Source organism: Streptomyces sp. NPDC087845 (genome assembly GCF_044742755.1).
In the GTDB taxonomy this organism is placed as follows: Bacteria; Actinomycetota; Actinomycetes; order Streptomycetales; family Streptomycetaceae; genus Streptomyces.
Window position 1 is genome coordinate 284,109 of the sequence record NZ_JBIUVC010000008.1, and the last position, 17,824, is coordinate 301,932.

General features: G+C 72.1%; 16 protein-coding genes and 3 pseudogenes. 5 read left to right on the plus strand and 14 right to left on the minus strand.

Annotated elements, in window-relative coordinates; translation table 11 throughout:
* Nucleotides 1-64 precede the first annotated feature (64 nt).
* A complete protein-coding gene (locus tag ACIOMQ_RS22185; RefSeq protein ID WP_362202607.1) occupies nt 65-637 on the plus strand; it encodes a rhodanese-like domain-containing protein in 573 nt (190 codons plus the stop codon).
* A 68-nt stretch (nt 638-705) separates the two neighbouring features.
* Here ACIOMQ_RS22185 and ACIOMQ_RS22190 read toward each other — a convergent pair whose 3' ends face one another.
* Nucleotides 706-2,001, minus strand: a complete 1,296-nt coding sequence (locus ACIOMQ_RS22190; RefSeq protein ID WP_401754425.1) for an alpha/beta fold hydrolase — start codon at nt 1,999-2,001, stop codon at nt 706-708.
* 106 nt (nt 2,002-2,107) lie between these two features.
* Between ACIOMQ_RS22190 and ACIOMQ_RS22195 the strand changes: the two genes are divergently transcribed.
* Nucleotides 2,108-3,271 (plus strand): ABC transporter ATP-binding protein, encoded by a 1,164-nt coding sequence (locus ACIOMQ_RS22195; protein WP_401754422.1) that lies wholly within the window; start codon nt 2,108-2,110, stop codon nt 3,269-3,271.
* A 53-nt stretch (nt 3,272-3,324) separates the two neighbouring features.
* Nucleotides 3,325-3,645: pseudogene (locus ACIOMQ_RS22200) on the plus strand (SAM-dependent methyltransferase); the annotation flags it as partial.
* Nucleotides 3,646-3,679: 34 nt separating this feature from the next.
* Here ACIOMQ_RS22200 and ACIOMQ_RS22205 read toward each other — a convergent pair.
* Both ACIOMQ_RS22205 and ACIOMQ_RS22210 read right to left on the minus strand, forming a co-directional pair.
* Nucleotides 3,680-3,867: pseudogene (locus ACIOMQ_RS22205) on the minus strand (hypothetical protein); the annotation flags it as partial.
* A gap of 9 nt (nt 3,868-3,876) precedes the next feature.
* Nucleotides 3,877-4,299: pseudogene (locus ACIOMQ_RS22210) on the minus strand (substrate-binding domain-containing protein); the annotation flags it as partial.
* A 215-nt stretch (nt 4,300-4,514) separates the two neighbouring features.
* Between ACIOMQ_RS22210 and ACIOMQ_RS22215 the strand changes: the two are divergent.
* Nucleotides 4,515-5,489 (plus strand): acetylxylan esterase, encoded by a 975-nt coding sequence (locus ACIOMQ_RS22215; protein WP_402189961.1) that lies wholly within the window; start codon nt 4,515-4,517, stop codon nt 5,487-5,489.
* A gap of 15 nt (nt 5,490-5,504) precedes the next feature.
* On the opposite strand, the gene ACIOMQ_RS22220 is transcribed toward ACIOMQ_RS22215, so the two are convergent.
* From ACIOMQ_RS22220 to ACIOMQ_RS22235, 4 genes are all read right to left on the minus strand, one after another.
* Complete coding sequence (locus ACIOMQ_RS22220) at nt 5,505-6,455, minus strand: ABC transporter substrate-binding protein (RefSeq protein WP_362202619.1); 951 nt, start codon at nt 6,453-6,455, stop codon at nt 5,505-5,507.
* Nucleotides 6,452-7,129, minus strand: coding sequence for an ABC transporter permease subunit (locus ACIOMQ_RS22225; protein WP_362202622.1), 678 nt, complete (start codon nt 7,127-7,129; stop codon nt 6,452-6,454). Before ACIOMQ_RS22225 ends, ACIOMQ_RS22220 begins: the two co-directional genes overlap by 4 nt.
* Complete coding sequence (locus ACIOMQ_RS22230; protein ID WP_362202625.1) at nt 7,126-7,803, minus strand: ABC transporter permease; 678 nt, start codon at nt 7,801-7,803, stop codon at nt 7,126-7,128. The genes ACIOMQ_RS22225 and ACIOMQ_RS22230 overlap by 4 nt, the downstream gene beginning before the upstream one ends.
* 302 nt (nt 7,804-8,105) lie before the next feature.
* The gene (locus ACIOMQ_RS22235) at nt 8,106-8,579 is read right to left on the minus strand and encodes a helix-turn-helix domain-containing protein (RefSeq protein ID WP_362202628.1); all 474 of its coding nucleotides are present in this window, start codon (nt 8,577-8,579) and stop codon (nt 8,106-8,108) included.
* A gap of 96 nt (nt 8,580-8,675) precedes the next feature.
* On the opposite strand from ACIOMQ_RS22235, the gene ACIOMQ_RS22240 reads away from it, so the two are divergent.
* The gene (locus ACIOMQ_RS22240) at nt 8,676-9,920 is read left to right on the plus strand and encodes an MFS transporter (RefSeq protein ID WP_401265258.1); all 1,245 of its coding nucleotides are present in this window, start codon (nt 8,676-8,678) and stop codon (nt 9,918-9,920) included.
* A gap of 301 nt (nt 9,921-10,221) precedes the next feature.
* On the opposite strand, the gene ACIOMQ_RS22245 is transcribed toward ACIOMQ_RS22240, so the two are convergent.
* The 7 genes from ACIOMQ_RS22245 to ACIOMQ_RS22275 form a co-directional block, all read right to left on the minus strand.
* Entirely contained in the window at nt 10,222-10,668 is a 447-nt protein-coding gene (locus tag ACIOMQ_RS22245) for a nitroreductase family deazaflavin-dependent oxidoreductase (protein WP_362202631.1), read from the minus strand.
* 150 nt (nt 10,669-10,818) lie between these two features.
* On the minus strand, nt 10,819-12,417 hold the full coding sequence (locus tag ACIOMQ_RS22250) for a helix-turn-helix domain-containing protein (protein ID WP_362202634.1): 1,599 nt from the start codon (nt 12,415-12,417) through the stop codon (nt 10,819-10,821).
* 2 nt (nt 12,418-12,419) lie between these two features.
* Complete coding sequence (locus tag ACIOMQ_RS22255) at nt 12,420-13,334, minus strand: serine hydrolase (protein ID WP_362202637.1); 915 nt, start codon at nt 13,332-13,334, stop codon at nt 12,420-12,422.
* Nucleotides 13,331-14,437, minus strand: a complete 1,107-nt coding sequence (gene menC / locus ACIOMQ_RS22260) for an o-succinylbenzoate synthase (protein ID WP_362202640.1) — start codon at nt 14,435-14,437, stop codon at nt 13,331-13,333. The genes ACIOMQ_RS22255 and menC overlap by 4 nt, the downstream gene beginning before the upstream one ends.
* Nucleotides 14,434-15,291, minus strand: coding sequence for a GNAT family N-acetyltransferase (locus ACIOMQ_RS22265; protein ID WP_362202643.1), 858 nt, complete (start codon nt 15,289-15,291; stop codon nt 14,434-14,436). The genes menC and ACIOMQ_RS22265 overlap by 4 nt, the downstream gene beginning before the upstream one ends.
* Entirely contained in the window at nt 15,288-16,433 is a 1,146-nt protein-coding gene (locus tag ACIOMQ_RS22270; RefSeq protein ID WP_401940855.1) for a M20 family metallopeptidase, read from the minus strand. Before ACIOMQ_RS22270 ends, ACIOMQ_RS22265 begins: the two co-directional genes overlap by 4 nt.
* A 1-nt stretch (nt 16,434) precedes the next feature.
* Nucleotides 16,435-17,805 (minus strand): serine hydrolase domain-containing protein, encoded by a 1,371-nt coding sequence (locus tag ACIOMQ_RS22275; RefSeq protein WP_402189964.1) that lies wholly within the window; start codon nt 17,803-17,805, stop codon nt 16,435-16,437.
* Nucleotides 17,806-17,824: the final 19 nt, after the last annotated feature.

The window sequence follows — 17,824 nt, forward strand, 5'->3', positions numbered from 1 at the left end:
CCTGAATGGGGAAGGAGAGGCCGAGTCCCTCCTCATCCCCGGTGAACGAAAGGAAACACTTCTCGTGACCAGCCCCGTCTCCCTCTCCCCGGCCCAGGCCGCGGCCCGTCTCGCGGAGTTCACCGTCATCGATGTGCGAGCCCCTGGCGAATACGCCTCCGGGCACGTTCCCGGTGCCCTGAACATCCCGCTGGACCGCCTCCACGAGGCCGTGCCCGCCCTGAAGTCCGCCGCGGCCCGCGGTTCACTCCTCGTGGTGTGTGCCTCCGGCGTCCGCTCCACCCGGGCCTGCGACATCCTCGCGGCGGCCGACATCGACGCCGTGACCCTGTCCGGCGGCACCTCCGCCTGGGAGGGCGAGGGCCGCGATCTCGACCGCCCGGCCGGGGGCCGGGCAACCTGGCCGATGGATCGCCAGGTCCGGCTCGCCGCGGGTTCGCTGGTGGTCGCCGGCCTGCTGGCCGGGGTGCGCTTCCCGGCCGCGCGCTGGCTCGCCGCGGGCATCGGATCCGGGCTCGTCGTCTCCGCCGTGACCAACACGTGCGGGATGGCGGCGGCCCTGTCGAAGCTTCCGTACAACCGCGCCCCGCACTCCGCCGCGAACCTGGACGCGACGCTGGACGCCCTCCAGAGCTGACGCGCGCCGCAACGGGAGGAGCCGGTCGCGCACCCCGCGCGACCGGCTCCTCCCGTTGCGGGAACGGCTCAGACCTCGTCCCGGACCAGAGCGAGCAGCCGGTCCAGTACCCGCGGTCCCCCGGCACGCAGCCCGTCGTGTTCGTACTCGTCGGTCACCCAGGTGCGCAGCCCGCGGATCGCCGCCGCCGTGCGCAGCGCGTGACCGGTGTCGACGTACATGTCGTCGTGGTAGACGGCGGCGGCGACCGGCACCTCGTTGGCGGCCAGGCGGTCGAGGTCGTACAGGGGCGCCCAGTCGGTGCGGGAGGCCAGCAGCTCGGCGGTCTCGCGCAGCGGGCGCAGTGCCGGGTCGACCTCGAAGTGCCAGGGGTGGATGCTCTCACCGGTGAAGAGCACCGGTCCGTCGCCCTTGAGCGCGGCGGCCGCGTCGAACTGCGGGAATTCGGCGCGGACCCGCTCGGCGGCCCATCCGGTGGGCCGCCCGCCCTGGCCGTAGATCGCCTCGTGCATCAGCGCGTACAGCGGATGTCCGGCGAACGAGCTCGCCGTGCGCATGGCCTCCTGGAACGTGTCGGAGAGTTCGGTGCCGAGCGGCGTACGGACGAAGGCGTTCTCCAGCAGGTAGTGCAGTTGGTGGCTGCCGGTGCCGCTGCCCAGCAGGATGCCGAGGGACTGGAAGCCCTCGGGCGTCAGCCGGTGGCCCGCGCTTTCCGGGCGGTGCTCCGCGAGGTGAGCGGTGATCTCGCGGGCACGCTCGACGTCCTGCGGGTAGCGGGCGTAGTGGGCGGCGACCTTGCGTTCGATCCGCGGGTAGGCGGCCCGGTAGACGTCGTCCGCGTGTGCGTCGAGCGAGGGCAGCCCACCGGTGACGAGGACGGCCCTGAGCCCTTCGGGGGCGGCCGACAGATAGCGGACCGCGCAGAAGCCGCCGAAGGACTGGCCGAGCACCGTCCACGGTTCGCCCCCGGTCAGCCGCGGACGGATCAGCTCGCAGTCGCGCACGATGGCGTCGGACCGGAAGTGGGCCAGGTAGCCGGCCTGCTCGCGCGGACCGCCGCGCAGCGGCAGGGTCTGGCGGTTGGCCGGGGTGGACAGGCCGGTGCCGCGCTGGTCGAGGAGCAGTACCCGGAACTCCTGCACGGCCCGTCCCAGCCATGCCTCCGTGCCGATGAAGCGCCGGGCGCCGAAGCCGGGGCCGCCCTCAAGATAGACGAGCCAGGGCAGCTCCTCGCCGGCCCTGCCGCTCGCCACGGCCTCCCTGCCGAAGACCTCGATCTGTTCACCGCCCGGATCGGTGTGATCGAGCGGGACCGTGAAATAGCGGTCGGTGAAGACGATGCCGGGGTGCCGGTAGCTGCTCACAAGGTGCTCCTGAATCAGATGTGCCGCGGACAGTTCAGCACACGGCCGTGACACGGACAGTCGCGGCCCGTGTGCGGCACGCCCGGAGGCCTCCTACCGTGCAGGCATGATCCGGTTCGAGCAGGTCGGCAAGGTCTACCCGGACGGGACGAGCGCGGTCGACGGACTCTCCTTCGACGTGGCCGAGGGGGAACTGGTCACCCTCGTCGGACCGTCCGGCTGCGGCAAGACCACCACGATGATGATGGTGAACCGGCTGATCGAGCCGTCGTCGGGCCGGATCCTGGTCGACGGCCGGGACATCTCCGGCGTCGACCCGGTGCGGCTGCGCCGCCGGATCGGGTACGTCATCCAGCAGGTGGGCCTCTTCCCCCACCGCACGGTCCTGGACAACACCGCGACCGTTCCCGCGCTGATCGGCTGGAAGCGGGCCAGGGCCCGGGAGCGGGCGGCCGAGCTGCTGGATCTGGTGGGCCTCGACCCGGGGACGTACGGCTCCCGCTACCCCGCGCAGCTCTCCGGAGGCCAGCGCCAACGGGTGGGCGTGGCGAGGGCGTTGGCCGCCGATCCGCCGGTGCTGCTGATGGACGAGCCGTTCGGTGCGGTCGACCCGGTGGTGCGGGAGCGGCTGCAGAACGAATTCCTGAGCCTGCAGCGGACGGTCAGGAAGACGGTCCTGATGGTCACCCATGACATCGAGGAGGCGGTCCGGATGGGCGACCGCATCGCGGTGTACGGGGCCGGGCGCATCGAGCAGTTCGACAGTCCGGGGGCGGTGCTCGGGTCTCCCGCCACCCCGTACGTGGCACGGTTCGTCGGTGCCGACCGGGGTCTGAAGCGCCTTTCGGTCACCGCGATCGAGCCCGACGATCTGGAGGAGCCGCCGGTAGCCCGGCTGGACGAACCGGTCCGGTCGGCGGCGGCGCGGCTGAGCGGTGCGGGTGCCCGCTGGGCGGTGGTGCTGAACGGTGAGGGCGATCTGCACGGCTGGGTGTCGGCGGACGCGTTGCGGATCGCCGGGGAGCACGGCACGGTCGGCGAACTGGCCCGCCGGATGGACGCCTGGGTGCCGGTCGGCGCCTCGCTGAAGCGGGCGTTCAGCGAGATGCTCCAGCACGACGCGGGGTGGGTCGCGGTGCTGGACGGGTCACGGTTCCTCGGCGTGCTGACCCCGGCCAAACTCCACGAGGCGCTGCGCCGCTCGGTGGACGCGGACGCACGGGGGGTGGGACGGGACGAGGTGCAGTTCGACTCGGTGTCCGACGCGTAGGACGCGCTCGTGGGCGCGCCCCGGCCGGTCGGGACACATCGTTGTACGCACGCCCCGACTCCCCGTTCAGCAATCAGCCGGCGCGACGTCCGCTGGACATGTACCAAGCGGGGTACGCGGAGATCGCCGACAAGATCCGCGAGACCGAGCAGTTCGACGACCCGGAACAGTGGCGATTCGACTGGGAGCAGTCCTACACGCGCGACCAATGGCTGGACCTGCTCCCCACTACCGGCGGCCTCACCCAACTTCGTCCCGGTCAGCTGGCCGAGATACTGGGCGCGGTCGGCCATGCCATCGACGCTCTGGGTGGCCGCTTCACGATGCACTACACCACTCTGGCGACCACCGCCGTACGCGCCGGCACCCCTTGATCCGTTGCCGCACGGTCGCGCGGGCCCGCGCACGTCACTCGTCCTCGGAAACGCCCGGATCACGCAGCGGGCGCAGGCCCCGGGCAGCTCGGGGAGTTGGAAGGATTACCGGCCGAGCATGTCGATGTGATGCCGCACGAACGGCGAGAGGCGGGCCACGTCCTCATCGCGGACGTCCAGGCTGTCCGCACGCAACTGTTTCACCGCGGCGTCCATGCCCCGGTGGGCCGACGGCGGCGGTCCCGCCGTGGCGCCGGGCCGGAACGCGCAGGCCACCAGGGGTTCGGTGGCCTCCTCCCCCGCGACCAGCGCGGCGAGCATCCGTACGGCCGCCGCACCGAGCTTGCTGCGGGGGATGTCGAACCCGGTGGGCTCGGGGTCGTCCGAGAGATCTGCGGGCGGGCTGCCGAGCAGTGCCAGCGAGGCGTCGCGCGGACAGTCGATGTGCGCTTCGGTGACGGCCCGGCGCAGGGCGCGCCAGGCGCCTCCGGTGTCGGTCTCCTCGGCGACGAACGCGGTGGCGCCGTCGGCGAGCCAGCGCCGCAGCCGTTCGGGCGTGGCCTGCGAGACCCCGGCGAGCCGTGCGACCTCGGCCTGGCGCGGGCGGGCCGTGCGGCCCGCCGGTGCGGGTGAACGGCCGGGCCCGGCCCGCTTCCCGGGTTCCTCCACCATGGCTCCTCACATCAGGTAATGCGCATTAGCAATGCGCATTGACGAGTACCGTGAGGGCCGGTCGGACTCTCGTCAAGAGGTCGGGCACCACTTCTTCTCCACGCGAGAACACCCTCGTCGGCGCACCGTCCGCCCTCGTACGGTGTGATCAACCATTCCCACGGTGCTCACTCACCCCGCGAAGAAGGCGGTCCCGCATGTCCCTGTTCGATCTGCCCCTCGACGAGCTGCGCGACTACCGCAGCCGGTCGGTGGAGCCGGAGGACTTCGACGCGTTCTGGTCGAAGACCCTCGCCGAGGCCGGGTCCCACGACCTCGACGCCCGGTTCGAGCTGCGTACGGGCACGGGACTCGCGACCGTCGACGTGTACGACGTGACGTTCGCGGGCTTCGGCGGGCATCCGGTCAAGGGCTGGTTCGTGCTCCCCGCCGGCACCACGGAACCGCTGCCGGTGGTCGTGGAGTTCATCGGCTACGGCGGCGGGCGGGGCCTGGCCCACACCCATCTGCTCTGGGCGTCGGCCGGTTTCGCCCACTTCGTGATGGACACCCGGGGCCAGGGCAGCGGCTGGCTCGTCGGGGACACCGCCGACCCGGTGGGCAGCGCACCTTCGTACCCCGGTTTCACGACCCGCGGTATCGAGGACCCGCACGCGTTCTACTACCGGCGGGTGTTCACCGACGCGGTGCGTGCGGTGGAGGCGGCACGCTCGCATCCGCTGACCGACGCGGCGCGCACCGCCGCCGTCGGGGAGAGCCAGGGCGGCGGCATCACGCTCGCTGTCGGCGGCCTGATACCCGATCTCGCGGCGATCGCACCGGACGTCCCGTTCCTGTGCGACTTTCCGCGCGCGCTCACCGTCACCGACCGGAACCCGTACCGCGAGGTGGGCAACTACCTCAAGACGCACCGGAACCGGGCCGAGCGGGCGAGGGCCACGCTGTCCTACTTCGACGGGGTCCACTTCGCCGCACGCGGACGGGCACCGGCACTGTTCTCGACGGCGCTGGAGGACATGACCTGCCCGCCCTCGACCGTCTTCGCCGCCTTCAACGCCTATGCCCACCGGGACAAGGCCATCGAGGTGTACGACTTCAATGATCACGAGGGCGGCGGGCCCTTCCAGCAGGCCGTGCAGCTGGGCTGGTTGCCCGGAAAGCTGCGGGGCTGATCCGCGGGGCAGCCCTCAGCGGCGCGGGACGAGGCCCTTGGACTCCAGGTAGGTGCGTGCCACGTCCTCGGGCAGCCGTCGCCAGCTGTCGACCTGCTTGTCGAGCCGGGCCAGGTCGGCGGTGGTGAGCACGGTGTTGAGCCTGCCCAGCGCCCTGCGCACGCCCTCGCCGCCCGCGCGGGACCGGTTGACGACGGGGACGAGGTAGTCGGCGTTCTGCAGGTGCTTGTCGTCGGCGAGCAGGACGAGGCCGAAGGAGTCGAGGGTGGCGTCGGTGGTGGTGGTCAGGACCATCTGGTCCTGACCGCTCTGCACGGCCTTCTTGGCCTGGGTGGTGCCGACCCCCTTGGGGTCCACGGCCGTGATGCGGATGCCGTACGTCTTCTTCAGCCCGGGCGCGCAGTAGGGACGCTGTACGCATTCGTCGCCGGCGGCCAGGCGTACGGGCAGCTTCGACCGGCCCAGGTCGCCGAGCGTCCGCAGGTGGTGCTCCGCCGCGTACGCGGCGGCGACCGCGAAGGCGTTCTGGTCGACGGCGCGCCCGGGGTCGAGGACGGTGAGGCCGCGGGGTGCGGCGAGGGAGCGCAGGGCCTTCATGGTGGTGGCGAGGTCGGGCGAGCCGACGGGGGCCGCGTCGCCACCGTTCTTCTTGGCGTTCAGCCAGTCGGCGAAGGTGGCGGCGTACTCCGGTACGACGTCGATCTGGCCGCTCTCCAGCGCCGGTTCGTAGATCTCGCGGTTGCCCACGGAGATGATCTCCGTGGAGTAGCCGGCCCGGCCCAGCAGGGCCGCGTACATCTGGGCGAGGAGATCGCTCTCGGTGAAACCCGCGGAGCCGATGGTGAGATGCTTGCTGTCGCCCGGCGGCGCGGTGACCTCGCCCCGGTCCTCCAGGGAGGGCCCGGTGAAGCAGGCGGCCGCAAGCAGGAGCACCGCCAGTACGGGGAGTGCTCTGCGCGGACTCATCCGGGTTCCTCGCCGCGGAACCGTTCGGGGGCGAGCCGTCGCCCCGCTTCGAAGAGCCCTTCGACGATCAGGGCGAAGGCGGCGACGAGGACCGCCCCGGCGACCACCTGCGCCGTGGAGGCGAGGTTGAAGCCCGCGGTGATGATGCGGCCGAGTCCCCCACCGCCCGCCAGCGCCGCGAGGGTGGCGGTCGCGACGAGTTGGACGGCGGCGATCCGTACACCGGTGAGGATCAGCGGCAGGGCGAGCGGCACCTCGACGCCCAGCATCAGCTGTCGGCCCGTCATGCCCATCCCCCTGGCCGCCCGTACGACATCGCGGTCGACCTCGCGCATACCGACGTAGGCATTGGTGAGCAGCGGCGGGACGGCGAAGAGCACGAGCGCGACGACGGTCGGCCACTCGCCGTGCCCGCCGAGCGGAGTGAGGAGCAGCAGCACCAGCACGGCGAAGGTGGGGACGGCACGGCCGATGTTGGAGATGTTGACGGCCAGCGCGCCGCCCCTGCCGAGATGGCCGAGGACCAGGGCGACGGGCAGCGCGATCAGGCAGCTGATCAGCAGGCAGACCGCGGTGAGGAACAGATGCTGGCCGAGGCGGTTCCAGATGCCGTCGTCGCCGGACCAGTGCGCCGCGGTCGTGAGCCAGGACCAGGCGTCGGCAAGGGTGTTCACGACTGCCTCCGGGTCCAGGGGGTCAGGATGCGTTGCACGAGAAGGAGCAGCAGGTCGGCGGCGACGGCGATGACGACGCACAGGACGGATGCGGTGAGCACCTGGGCCTTGAAGTACGTGTTCATCCCGGAGTAGATGAGATTGCCGAGCCCGCCGTGGCCGACGATCGCGCCGACCGTGACCAGGGAGACCGCGGAGACGGTCGCGATGCGCAGTCCGGCCATGGCTGCGGGCAGGGCGAGGGGAAGCTCCACGGCCAGGAGCAGCCGTACGGGGCCGTACCCCATACCGCGTGCGGCCTGCCTGGTCTCCTCGGGCACAGCGCGCAGTCCGGCGAGGATGTTCCGTACGAGGAGGGTGAGCGAGTACAGGACGAGACCGGCGACGACGAGCGAGGCGGAGAGGCCGTACACCGGCAGCAGCAGCGAGAACATGGCGAGCGACGGCACGGTGTAGAGGATCGTCGTGACACCGAGGACGGGGCCCGCCGCCCAGCGGCGGTGGCGCGCCGCGAGGGCGAGGGGAACGGCGAGGACCAGCCCGATGAGTACGGAGACGGCGGTGAGCTGAAGGTGCTGGACCACGGCGTCCCAGAGAATCCCGCGACGGCTGGTCAGATAGGCGCCGCAGAGCCACTCGTTGCGCGCGAGGCAGTCGTCGGGAGGCGCGGTCACCCGTCCATTGGAGCGCGGGGGCCGGGCGGACGCGCGTCCTGATCGACCGTCCGGGGGGGCGGCAGGGTTCCGTCCGCGCGTGGCGCGGCGCGGGCGCGACCGGCGCGGCAGGACTCCGGCACGCGCGGTCCGCCGAGCCAAGGGCTGTCCCGTAGTCCCTGGTGGATCGGCGTGCGGCGTCGGATGCGGTGCATCGCAAGGCGGAGGGACGCCCGAAATACTGGACGTGTTCAGGTGTTCCGGCAACGCGGCGAGGTGCCGTAGCTGTCGTCGCACGCCCGCCAGGGACTACGGGACAGCCCTTAGGCGAGCGCCGCCGAGGCGTCGGGGCGTTCGACCTTCCTCACCGTGATGTCGTCGGGCCCGAGCCGGCGTCCGTCGGCCGCGTAGACCTCCAGTGCCCGGGGCGTACGGCCGTGGCGCAGGTCGATCATCTCCGAGTGCGGTTCGCCGGGATCGAAGAAGTGACCCTCGCCCCACTGCCGCAGTGCCACGATGACCGGGAAGAGGTCCCTGCCCTTGGCCGTCAGCACGTACTCCTGGTGGGCACCGCCGTCGGCCGCCGGAACCATGTCGAGGATCCCGCCCGCGACCAGCTCGCGCAGCCGCGCCGCGAGGATGTTCTTCGCCACGCCCAGGCTGCGCTGGAACTCCCCGAAACGGCGGCTGCCGTCGAACGCGTCACGGACGATCAGGAGCGACCACCAGTCACCGATCGCGTCGACCGAGCGAGCCACGGGGCAGTCGCTGTCGTCGAGGCGTGTCCGCTTGACCATGCCGTTCTCCTTCGCACCTTCGGTTGCAACATGCTACCAGGTGGCACTACGGTCCGTTCGGTAGCAACTTGCAACCATATCGATCGAAGGGCACCCGTGACCGGCAGCGAGAGAACGATCAGGACCGACGACTCGAGCGGGGAAACGCCCGCGCGCACCTTGTCCGGACGCACCACGCTGCTGTTCGCGGTCGCGTCCGGAGTGGCGGTGGCCAATGTCTACTTCGCGCAACCCCTTCTGGTCACCCTGGGCCACGACTTCCGGATCAGTGCGGCGACCGTCGGCATCGTCGTCACCCTCACCCAGATCGGATACGGCCTCGGGCTGTTCCTGCTCGTACCCCTGGGCGATCTGGTCGACCGGCGGAGCCTCGTCGTGACTCAGCTGGCGCTTCTCGCGGCCGCACTCGTCGCCACCGGTACGGCGGCCACCGCGCCGGTCCTGCTGACCGCCCTGGCCGCGGTGGGCTTTCTCGCCGTGGTGACCCAGACGCTCGTGGCCTTCGCGGCATCGCTGGCCGCCCCGGACCGGCGCGGCCGCGCGGTCGGCCTGGTCACCAGCGGAATCGTCATCGGAATCCTGCTCGCCCGCACGGTCTCCGGTGCGCTGGCCGACCTCGCGGGCTGGCGGTCGGTCTACCTCGCCTCGGCGGCCCTGACCCTCGCGCTCACCGTGGCCCTGTACCGGGTGCTGCCCCGACGGTCGACGCCGCCCACCTCCATGCGGTACGTGCAGCTCCTGCGTTCGACGCTCACGCTGTTCGCCGAGGAACGCGTACTGCGTGTCCGCGCCCTGCTCGCCCTGCTGATCTTCGCCGCCTTCAGTACCCTGTGGAGCTGCGTCGCGCTCCCGCTGAGCGATCCCCCGCTGTCGCTGTCGCACACCGCGATCGGAGCGTTCGGCCTCGCGGGGGCCGCGGGCGCGCTCGCGGCGGCTCCGGCGGGGCGCCTGCACGACCGCGGTCTCGCCGGGTGGACGACCGGCACGGCACTGGCCCTGCTCACCGTGTCGTGGCTCCCGCTCGCCCTCACCCGGCAGTCGCTGTGGGCGCTGGCGATCGGTGCGGTCGTCCTCGACCTCGCCGTCCAGGCCGTCCATGTGACCAACCAGAGCCTGATCTACGCGGTGCGTCCCGACGCGGGAAGCCGTCTGATCGGCGGCTACATGGTCTTCTACTCGGTCGGCAGCGCCACGGGCGCCCTCGCTTCGACGACCGTCTACGCGATGGCCGGCTGGGGTGCGGTGTGCGTCCTCGGCGCCGCGATCAGCGCACTCGCGTTCCTCGTGTGGGCGGTGACCCGCGGGGGCACGGCCGGAGCGTCCGCAGCTTCCGGCGGATGACGGGCGCCGACCGCGCCTGCACGGCGGGCCCGGGGGATCGACGGGCGTCATCGACGCGGGCCGGACCGGGAGGCGGAGCCCGGACCGTCGTACCTGGTCCCGGGGTCGGGCGGTCCCGAGGACAACTTCACCATCCGCAACCGCCGTTCACGGCCCGGAACCCGACACAGCTCGCCGCGATGCCGAGGGGCGCGGACGGCATCCCGGCCCGGAGCACCGCTGGCGGTGTCCCCGGACTCGCACGGCCGCGGCCCGGGGAAGGTGCGGCGGGCGTCCGGTCCGTGCCTCCCCCGGGCGGTCGTCAGTGCGGCTCGGGCGCCGGTTCCAGGACGAAGACCGGAATCTGCCGATCGGTCTTGAGCTGGTAGTCGGCGTAGTCGGGGAACGCCTCGACCGCGCGCTGCCACCAGGCGGCCTTCTCCTCGCCGGTGACCTCACGGGCGTTCATGTCCTGGCGGACGGGGCCGTCCTGCAGTTCCACCCGGGGGTCGGCCACGAGGTTGTGGTACCAGACGGGGTGCTTGGGGGCGCCGCCCTGCGAGGCGACCACGGCGTACGCGCCGTTGTGCTCGACCCTCATGAGCGGGGTCTTGCGGATCTTGCCGCTCCTGGCACCGCGGGTGGTCAGGATGATGACCGGCAGGTCCCGCATCGTGGTCCCCTCCGTACCGCCGGAGCCCTCGAACAGCTCGACCTGATCGCGAACCCACTGCGCGGGGCTCGGCTCGTACTCGCCCTTGAGAGGCATGGCATCTGTCCCATCGTCGACATGCGGATACTCGGTGGCCGGACACACGGGCCTGCGGGCGTCCGTGCGTCCGGCTGCGAGAACTCTTTCATCCTCGCGCCCGCCCTGGGCCCGGATGGATCCGCGTGTCATGGCGACCGCGGGACCGGGTCAGGGGTGCGGCGGGCTCAGCCGCAGTTGCAGCATCGCCTCGAACCGTGCCTCCGGGTCGTCGAGATCGATGTCTGCTACCACGGCCAGCCGCTTGAGCCGGTAGCGGAAGGTGTTGGGGTGGATGTGTACGGCGGCAGCGGCGGCGGCCACATCGCCGAAGGTGCTCAGCCATGCCTCCAGTGTGTCCGTGAGGGCGGTGTGGTGCTGGGCGTCGTAGGCGCGCAGCCGGACGACCGGGCCGTCGGGGAGGTCTTCCTCGGCGGCGATCCGGTCCGTCAGTTCCTCCAGCAGCGAGGCCGCGTAGACGTCCGACAGCCGCGCGGACCGCCGCTGCGAGCGGCCGGAGCCGAGAACCCGCAACGCCCGGTCCGCGTCGGCGCGGGAGCGACGCAGCTCGGCCGGGCGGGCGGCGAGCCGGCCGATGCCGATGACGGCGGGCACCCGGTTGCCTATGCGCCCGAGGAACGCCTCGGCCACCCGTAACGCGTGCTCGTCCGAACTCGTGGGCAGCACGGCGTAGGTGACACCCCCGAGCGAGGCCGCGGCGGTACGGGGATGGACGGCGGCCAGGTGGAGGGCGAGTGCCTCGGCGATGCGGTGGCCCGCGGCCACCCGGTCGGGTGCCGACTGCTCACCGGTCACGGCGAGTGCCAGTACGCAGGCGGGCTGCGCGGACAGGCCCAGCCGTACCGCGGCCTGCGGGGCGTGCGTGCCGCCCTCCAGGACCGTGGCGAGCAGATCCGCCCGCAACCGGCGTTCGATGTCCTCGCCCGTGCGGTGGCGCAGGAGATGCAGGGCGGCCACCTTCGCCGCCTCGTGCAGGGCCTGCGTACGGTCCTCGCTCAGCGGTCCGTCGACCACGACCCAGATCGAGCCGAGGATCTCGCCGCCCGCGCGGACGGCGATCGCGACCCGGGGCTTGTCGGAGATACCCGCCACATAGACGGGTTCCTCCTTGCGGTAGAGGGCCTGGAAGGCGCCGTGCTGCTCCAGGGCGCGCAGCTTCTCCGCGGGCACCTGCCGGTCGAGAATGGTGGCGATCCTGGCGTCGTCGCCCTCGTCCTGACGGCTGGAGAAGGCCAGCACCCGCCCGCCGCGGTCTTCCACGGTGACCGGACCGTCGAGCAGCCCGGCGGTCGCGTTGGCCAGTGCGAACAGGTCGCCGGCGAGCGGCTCGGCGCCGTCGGCCTCGTCGGGGCCGCCCACCGTGCCCAGTTCGTCGGCCGCGAGCAGCGACCGCAGCAGCGCGGCCACCTGGGCCCAGGACGCGCCCTGGGTCAGGCCCAGTACCGTCACGCCGGTGCGCGCGGCCGCCTCGGACACGGCTCCGTCCACCGGCACCGGCGACCGGACTATCACGGCCGCCGCGCCGAGCCCGGCGGCCCGGTCGACCAGGGCGGCGACCGGCTCGGCGCCGTACACACCGACGCCGAGCACGACCGCTCCGGGCAGCCTGGCCGGTTCGTCCAGGGGGTCCTGGATGAGCACTCCGGTGACGGTGCGGGCCGGGTCGGCTTCCCCGGCCACCACTTCGATCAGCGTCGATCCCAGATCGTTGAGGATCCGGCCGAGCACGGCTCGCGGCTGCTCCGTCATCCTCACAAGGTAGTTGATCGGAGTTCGTCCACCGCCACTGCCGCCACCTGCCCGATCACCCGGTCCGCGCGGGGATCGCGCAGGCCGGGCCTGTCGGACCGGGTGAAGACGGCCACCGCCCAGCGTCCGACGCCGGGGTCCTCGACGACCCCGGCCTCGTTGCGCCAGCCCGGCAGCGTCCCGGTCTTGCCGGCGACGCGGTAGCTGTCGTCGAAGCCGGACGTCAGCCGGTGCGGCCAGATCTGCTGAGACATCACGGCCCGTACCTCGGCGCAGGCTTCGGCGGGGCCCGCCTCGTCGCGCCAGATCCCGGCCAGCAGTTCGGCGATGTCGCGGGCCGTTCCCCGGGTGGTGCGTTCGGGGACGCACACCGACAGTTCCAGGATCTTCTCCGGCCCCTGCGCGGCCAGTTCCGCCATCCTCTTGTGGGCCTCGACCTCGGTGGTCACACCGAGATCGGCGAAGAGCGACCCGGTCAGGGCCAGGCAGCCGCCGATCAAGTGGGTCCGTTCCCGGCCCAGTTCGGCGAGCATCCCGTTGACCGTGTCGAGTCCGACCCGGTCCAGCACGACATCGGTGGCGGCGTTGTCGCTCATCGTCATCATCATGTGGACCAGGTCGCGCAGGCTCATCTCGATCGGGTCGGCGCAGCCGGAGGTGCCGATGCCGCCGTCGCGGTAGTGCTGGTCCACCGCGTGGCGTTCGGTCCTTTCCAGCCGTCCGGCCGCGGCCTCTCGGGCGTAGGCCAGCGCGATCGGGATCTTGAGGACGGAGGCGAGGCAGACCGGTTCGTCCGCCGCGACGCCGATCGTGCGGTCGCCGTCGATCTCGCGGGCGAAGAAGAACCCCTGGACCCCGGCCTCGTCGAACGCCGCCCGGATCCGCGTCTCTGCGGTGCCTGACCGAAAGGTCGTCATCGGCTGATCCATTCCGTCGATTCGGTCACCTCGGCCAGCTGCCCGGGAACCGGCGAGAGTCCGAGACCCGGGGCGCGGGGAACGTCGAGATGGCCGTCCTTCAGCACGAACGGTTCGGTGATGTCGGTCCGGTAGTACCGGTCGGAGGCCGAGGTGTCGCCGGGCAGCGTGAAGCCGGGCAGCGCGGCAAGAGCGACGTTGGCGGCCCGGCCGAGGCCGGTCTCCAGCATCCCGCCGCACCAGACCGGCACGCCGTGTGCGGCGCACACGTCGTGGATCCGCCGGGCCTCCAGATAGCCGCCGACCCGCCCCGGCTTGATGTTGACGACCGAACAGGCGCCCATCGCGATGGCATCGGCCGCCGAACGGGCGGAGACGATGGATTCGTCCAGGCAGATGGGGGTGCGCACCCGCTCGGCCAGGGCCGCGTGGCCCCGGATGTCCTCCTCGTCCAGGGGCTGTTCGATCAGCAGCAGCCCGTACGGGTCGAGCCGGGCCAGCTGTGCGGCGTCGGCGAGGGTGTACGCGGTGTTGGCGTCCACCTGGAGCAGCACTCCGTCGCCGAAGCGTTCCCGGACCGCGCGCACGGGTTCCACGTCCCAGCCGGGCTCGATCTTCAGCTTGATCCGCAGATAGCCCTCGGACAGATAGCCCTCGACGGCGTCGAGGAGCTCGGGGATCGAGTCCATGATGCCGACCGACACCCCGGCCGGCACCCGCTCGGCCGTCGCCCCCAGCCACTGGCCCATCGACAGGTCGTGGGCGCGCAGCCAGGCGTCCAGCACCGCGGTCTCCAGTGCGGCCTTGGCCATCCGGTGGCCCTTGAACGCCGCCAGTGCCGGGGCGACCGCCCAGGGGTCGAGCGCCGGCAGGGCGGTGAGCGCGGGCACGAGATGGCTCCGCAGGACGTCCGCCGCGCTCTCGGTGTACTCCGAGGAGTACAGCGGATCGGCCATGGTGACGCATTCGCCGTAGCCCTCGTGGTGCTCGGTCTCGACCCTGACCAGCAGGATCTCCCGTTTGGTCATGGTGGCGAAGGAGGTTCGGAAGGGTGCGACCAGTGGCATCGCGATCCGGCGCAGTTCCACACCGACGAGCTTCATGCCTGCCTCTCCTGACGTTTGTCGATCACGTACCAGCCGTCCCGGGTGAATCCGGTGACGGTGTGCCCCTCGGCCATCAGGCCGCCGAGTACCTCGCGCAGTTCGTACCGCCACGCGCGGGCCAGGGGCGGGTCGGCGCGGCGCAGTGCCTCGATCTCCGCGGGGATCCGGACCAGGACGGTGTCGCCGTCCCGGCGCCCGACGGCGGGGCAGCCGTCGGGCTTGGCGTCCAGACCGACCACGGCGTGTGCGCCCGCGCTGTCGACCGTGACGATGCGGGGCATGCCCGCGGCGGCTCCGACGGCGTGTTCGCCGACCAGTTCCCAGTGGACCAGCAACCGGTCCGTCTCGGTCCCGGCATTGACCTCGTCCTGCATCGCCCCGTAGAAGTCGGCCAGGTACTCGCTCGGCACCGCGCCCAGCTTGGCCAGGTTGAAATACGCGTTGCGGCTGATCAGCGGGTCGAAGGTCCAGGTGACCGCGGTGATGCCACGGGCCAGGGCCCAGGCCCGCTGATGGAGTTTGACCGCGTAGCCGACGTTGCGGCCCCGGACGGTGCCGTCCACCCCCGCGATGTGCGAGTGCAGTCCGGCGGTGGCCAGGAAGCCCAGGCAGAATCCGACCATCCGGCCGTCCTGGTGGACCCCGACGACGTAGCTGCCGGAGTGGGCGAAGACCCGCAGCAGTTCGGGGGTGATCAGCGGGTTGCCGGGATCGGGCCGCCAGACCCGGTCCAGCACCCGGCAGGCCTCCCGCATCTCGTCCAGCCCGTGCAGCTCCGAGACGGTCACGCCCGCGCGGCGCGCGGCCAGGTCCGCGGCGGCGGCCGCCCGGGCCGCCTCGGTGCCGGTCACGATCTCACCCCGCCGGCGGCGGCCGGCGGCTCGCGCACGAGGGAGGCCGCCAGGGCGGCCACCAGCGCCGCGCGGCGGGGCAGTTCGGCGACGAGCACGTGCTCGTCGTCCGCGTGCGCCCCGCCGCCGACGGCCCCGAGGCCGTCCAGTGTGGGCGTGCCCGCCCCGGCGGTGAGGTTGCCGTCGGATCCGCCGCCGACCGCCACGCCGCGCAGGGCGCCGAAGCCCAGTTCCGCGTAGTGGTTCCGGGCGAGTCCGAACAGCTCCGCCGACGCGCTCGCCTGGAGCGGCGGCCGGTCGGGGCCGCCGGAGAGCTTGACCGAGGCACCCGCGAGGACCGGTGCCAGACCCCGCACGGCGCGGTCCACCCGCTCCTGCTCGGCGGCAGTCTCCACCCGCACGTCGACCAGCAGCCGGGCCGCGTCGGGCACCGTGTTGCGCGTGGTGCCGGAGGAGGCCACGGTCGGTGTCACCGTGGTGCCGGTCGCCGGATCGGCGAGGGTGGACAACGCGAGCACCTGGTGGGCCAGTTCGGTGGTCGTGTTGACGCCGCGGTGCGGTTCGAGTCCGGCGTGCGCCGCGCGTCCGCCGATGTTCAGCTCGTAGCCGGACACGCCCTTGCGCGCGGTCTTCAGCGCGCCGCCCTCGCTCGCCTCCAGGACGAGTACGGCCCGGGTGCGGCGGGCCTCGTCCTCGATCAGGGTGCGTGACGTCGGGGAGCCGATCTCCTCGTCGCCGGTGAGCAGGACCGACACCCCGTCCAGGTCGTCGAGGACCGACAGCGCGTGGAACAGCTGCACCACGCCCGCCTTCATGTCGAAGCAGCCGGGTCCGGTCAGCCGCCCCCCGGCCACCTCGAAGGGGTGGCCGGCCAAGGAGCCCACCGGCCACACCGTGTCGAAGTGGCCGAGCAGCAGCACCCGGTCGCCGGAGCCGAAGCGCCAGCGCAGAGCGGGCCGTCCCGAGCCGTCGAGCCACTCGGGTGCCGAGCCGGTCAGCCGGGTACCGAGCCCGGCGACGACCCGGGCGCAGTCGGCCACGGCGGCCAGGTCCTCGCTGGGCGACTCCACGCGGACCAGCGCCTCGATGTCGGCCAGCAGTACCGGCAGCCTGGCCTCCAGCGCGGCGGCGATCGCGGTCACGTCAGCCCACCTTGGGGGTGGCGCGGCCACCGTGGTGGATGTAGGGCGTGCCGTCGGCGAGGGTGTAGAACACGACGGGGATCCAGAGCTTTATCCCCGGCCTCTGCACCACGAACAGCCCCGGCTCGACCGGGTGCAGCTCGTACTCCTGCTCCGTGTCGGAGATCAGTTCGGCGAGCGGTCCGGTGATCCGGTCGAGCATCACCAGGCCGCCGTCCCGCTCCACGATCTCCATCCTGCTGGAGAGCCGCCGGTAGACGCCGACGTAGTCGGCGGGGTCCACCGCCACCGGCTCCGTCGCCGGCTGGATCGTGGTGCGCATCGTCACGCCGGCCAGCTCCTGGACGATCTCCGCGAACACCTCCCGGTAGAGGCTCGCGGTGTCGCCGCCGTTGGTGAGCAGGCAGACCGCCAGATCGGCCTCGGGCAGCACCCGCAGGAACGCGCTCTGCCCGATCGTGCCGCCGTCGTGTCCGTACACCCGCTGCCCGTCCCAGGTGTCGAGGAACCAGCCCAGTCCCCAGGCGTTGCCGAGGAGGGACGGGTCGGGGAGTTCGACCTGCGGGGTCTGCATGGCGGTGGCGCCCTCGGCCGAGAGGATCTTGGTGCCGTCCTCGGTGACGCCGTTGTCGAGGTGCAGCCGGGCGAACTTCAGTACCTCGCGCGGCGTCGAGCAGATCAGTCCGGCCGGTCCGGCCGAACGCATCAGCCCCCACGTCGGGGCCTGCGCCGGCGGGTCCCCCAGGTGCCCGATGGCGGCGCGGAATCGCAGTGCCTCCTCCGGCAGGGTCACGGTGTGCGTCAGGCCGAGCGGACGGAACAGACGCTCCCGCATCAGCTCGTCCCACTGGACGCCGGTGACGACTTCCAGTACCCGGCCGAGGAGAGTGAAGCCCGCGTTGCAGTACGACATGGTGGCGCCGAGCGGGTGGTTGGGGGTGGCCTCGCCGAGCTGTGCGACAAACTTCTCCAGGCAGTCGTCGCCCCGGCCGGTGTCGGTGAAGAGGTCACCGTCGATCCCGCTGGTGTGGTCCAGGAGGTGACGGAGCGTCACGCCCTGCGTCAGCTCCTCGTCCGCGAGCCGCAGTTCGGGGAGTACGGAGACGAGGGGCGCGTCCAGTTCGAGCAGGCCCTCGTCGACCAGGGCCATGGCGACCGTCGTGGTCCACACCTTGGAGATCGAGCCGATCTGGAAGAGGGTGTCGGTGGTGGTCTCGATCCCGGCCTCGGTGTTGGCCAGGCCGACGGCGGCCTCGGCGATCAGTTCACCGCGGTGCAGGATGCCGAGGTTGGCGCCGGGGACGGAGTGCCGGTCGGCCAGCTCGGCGAGTCGGGCGGTCCAGCGGGCGGACAGGGCGGTGGTGTCGGTCATGTCGGGCTCCCATTCCGTT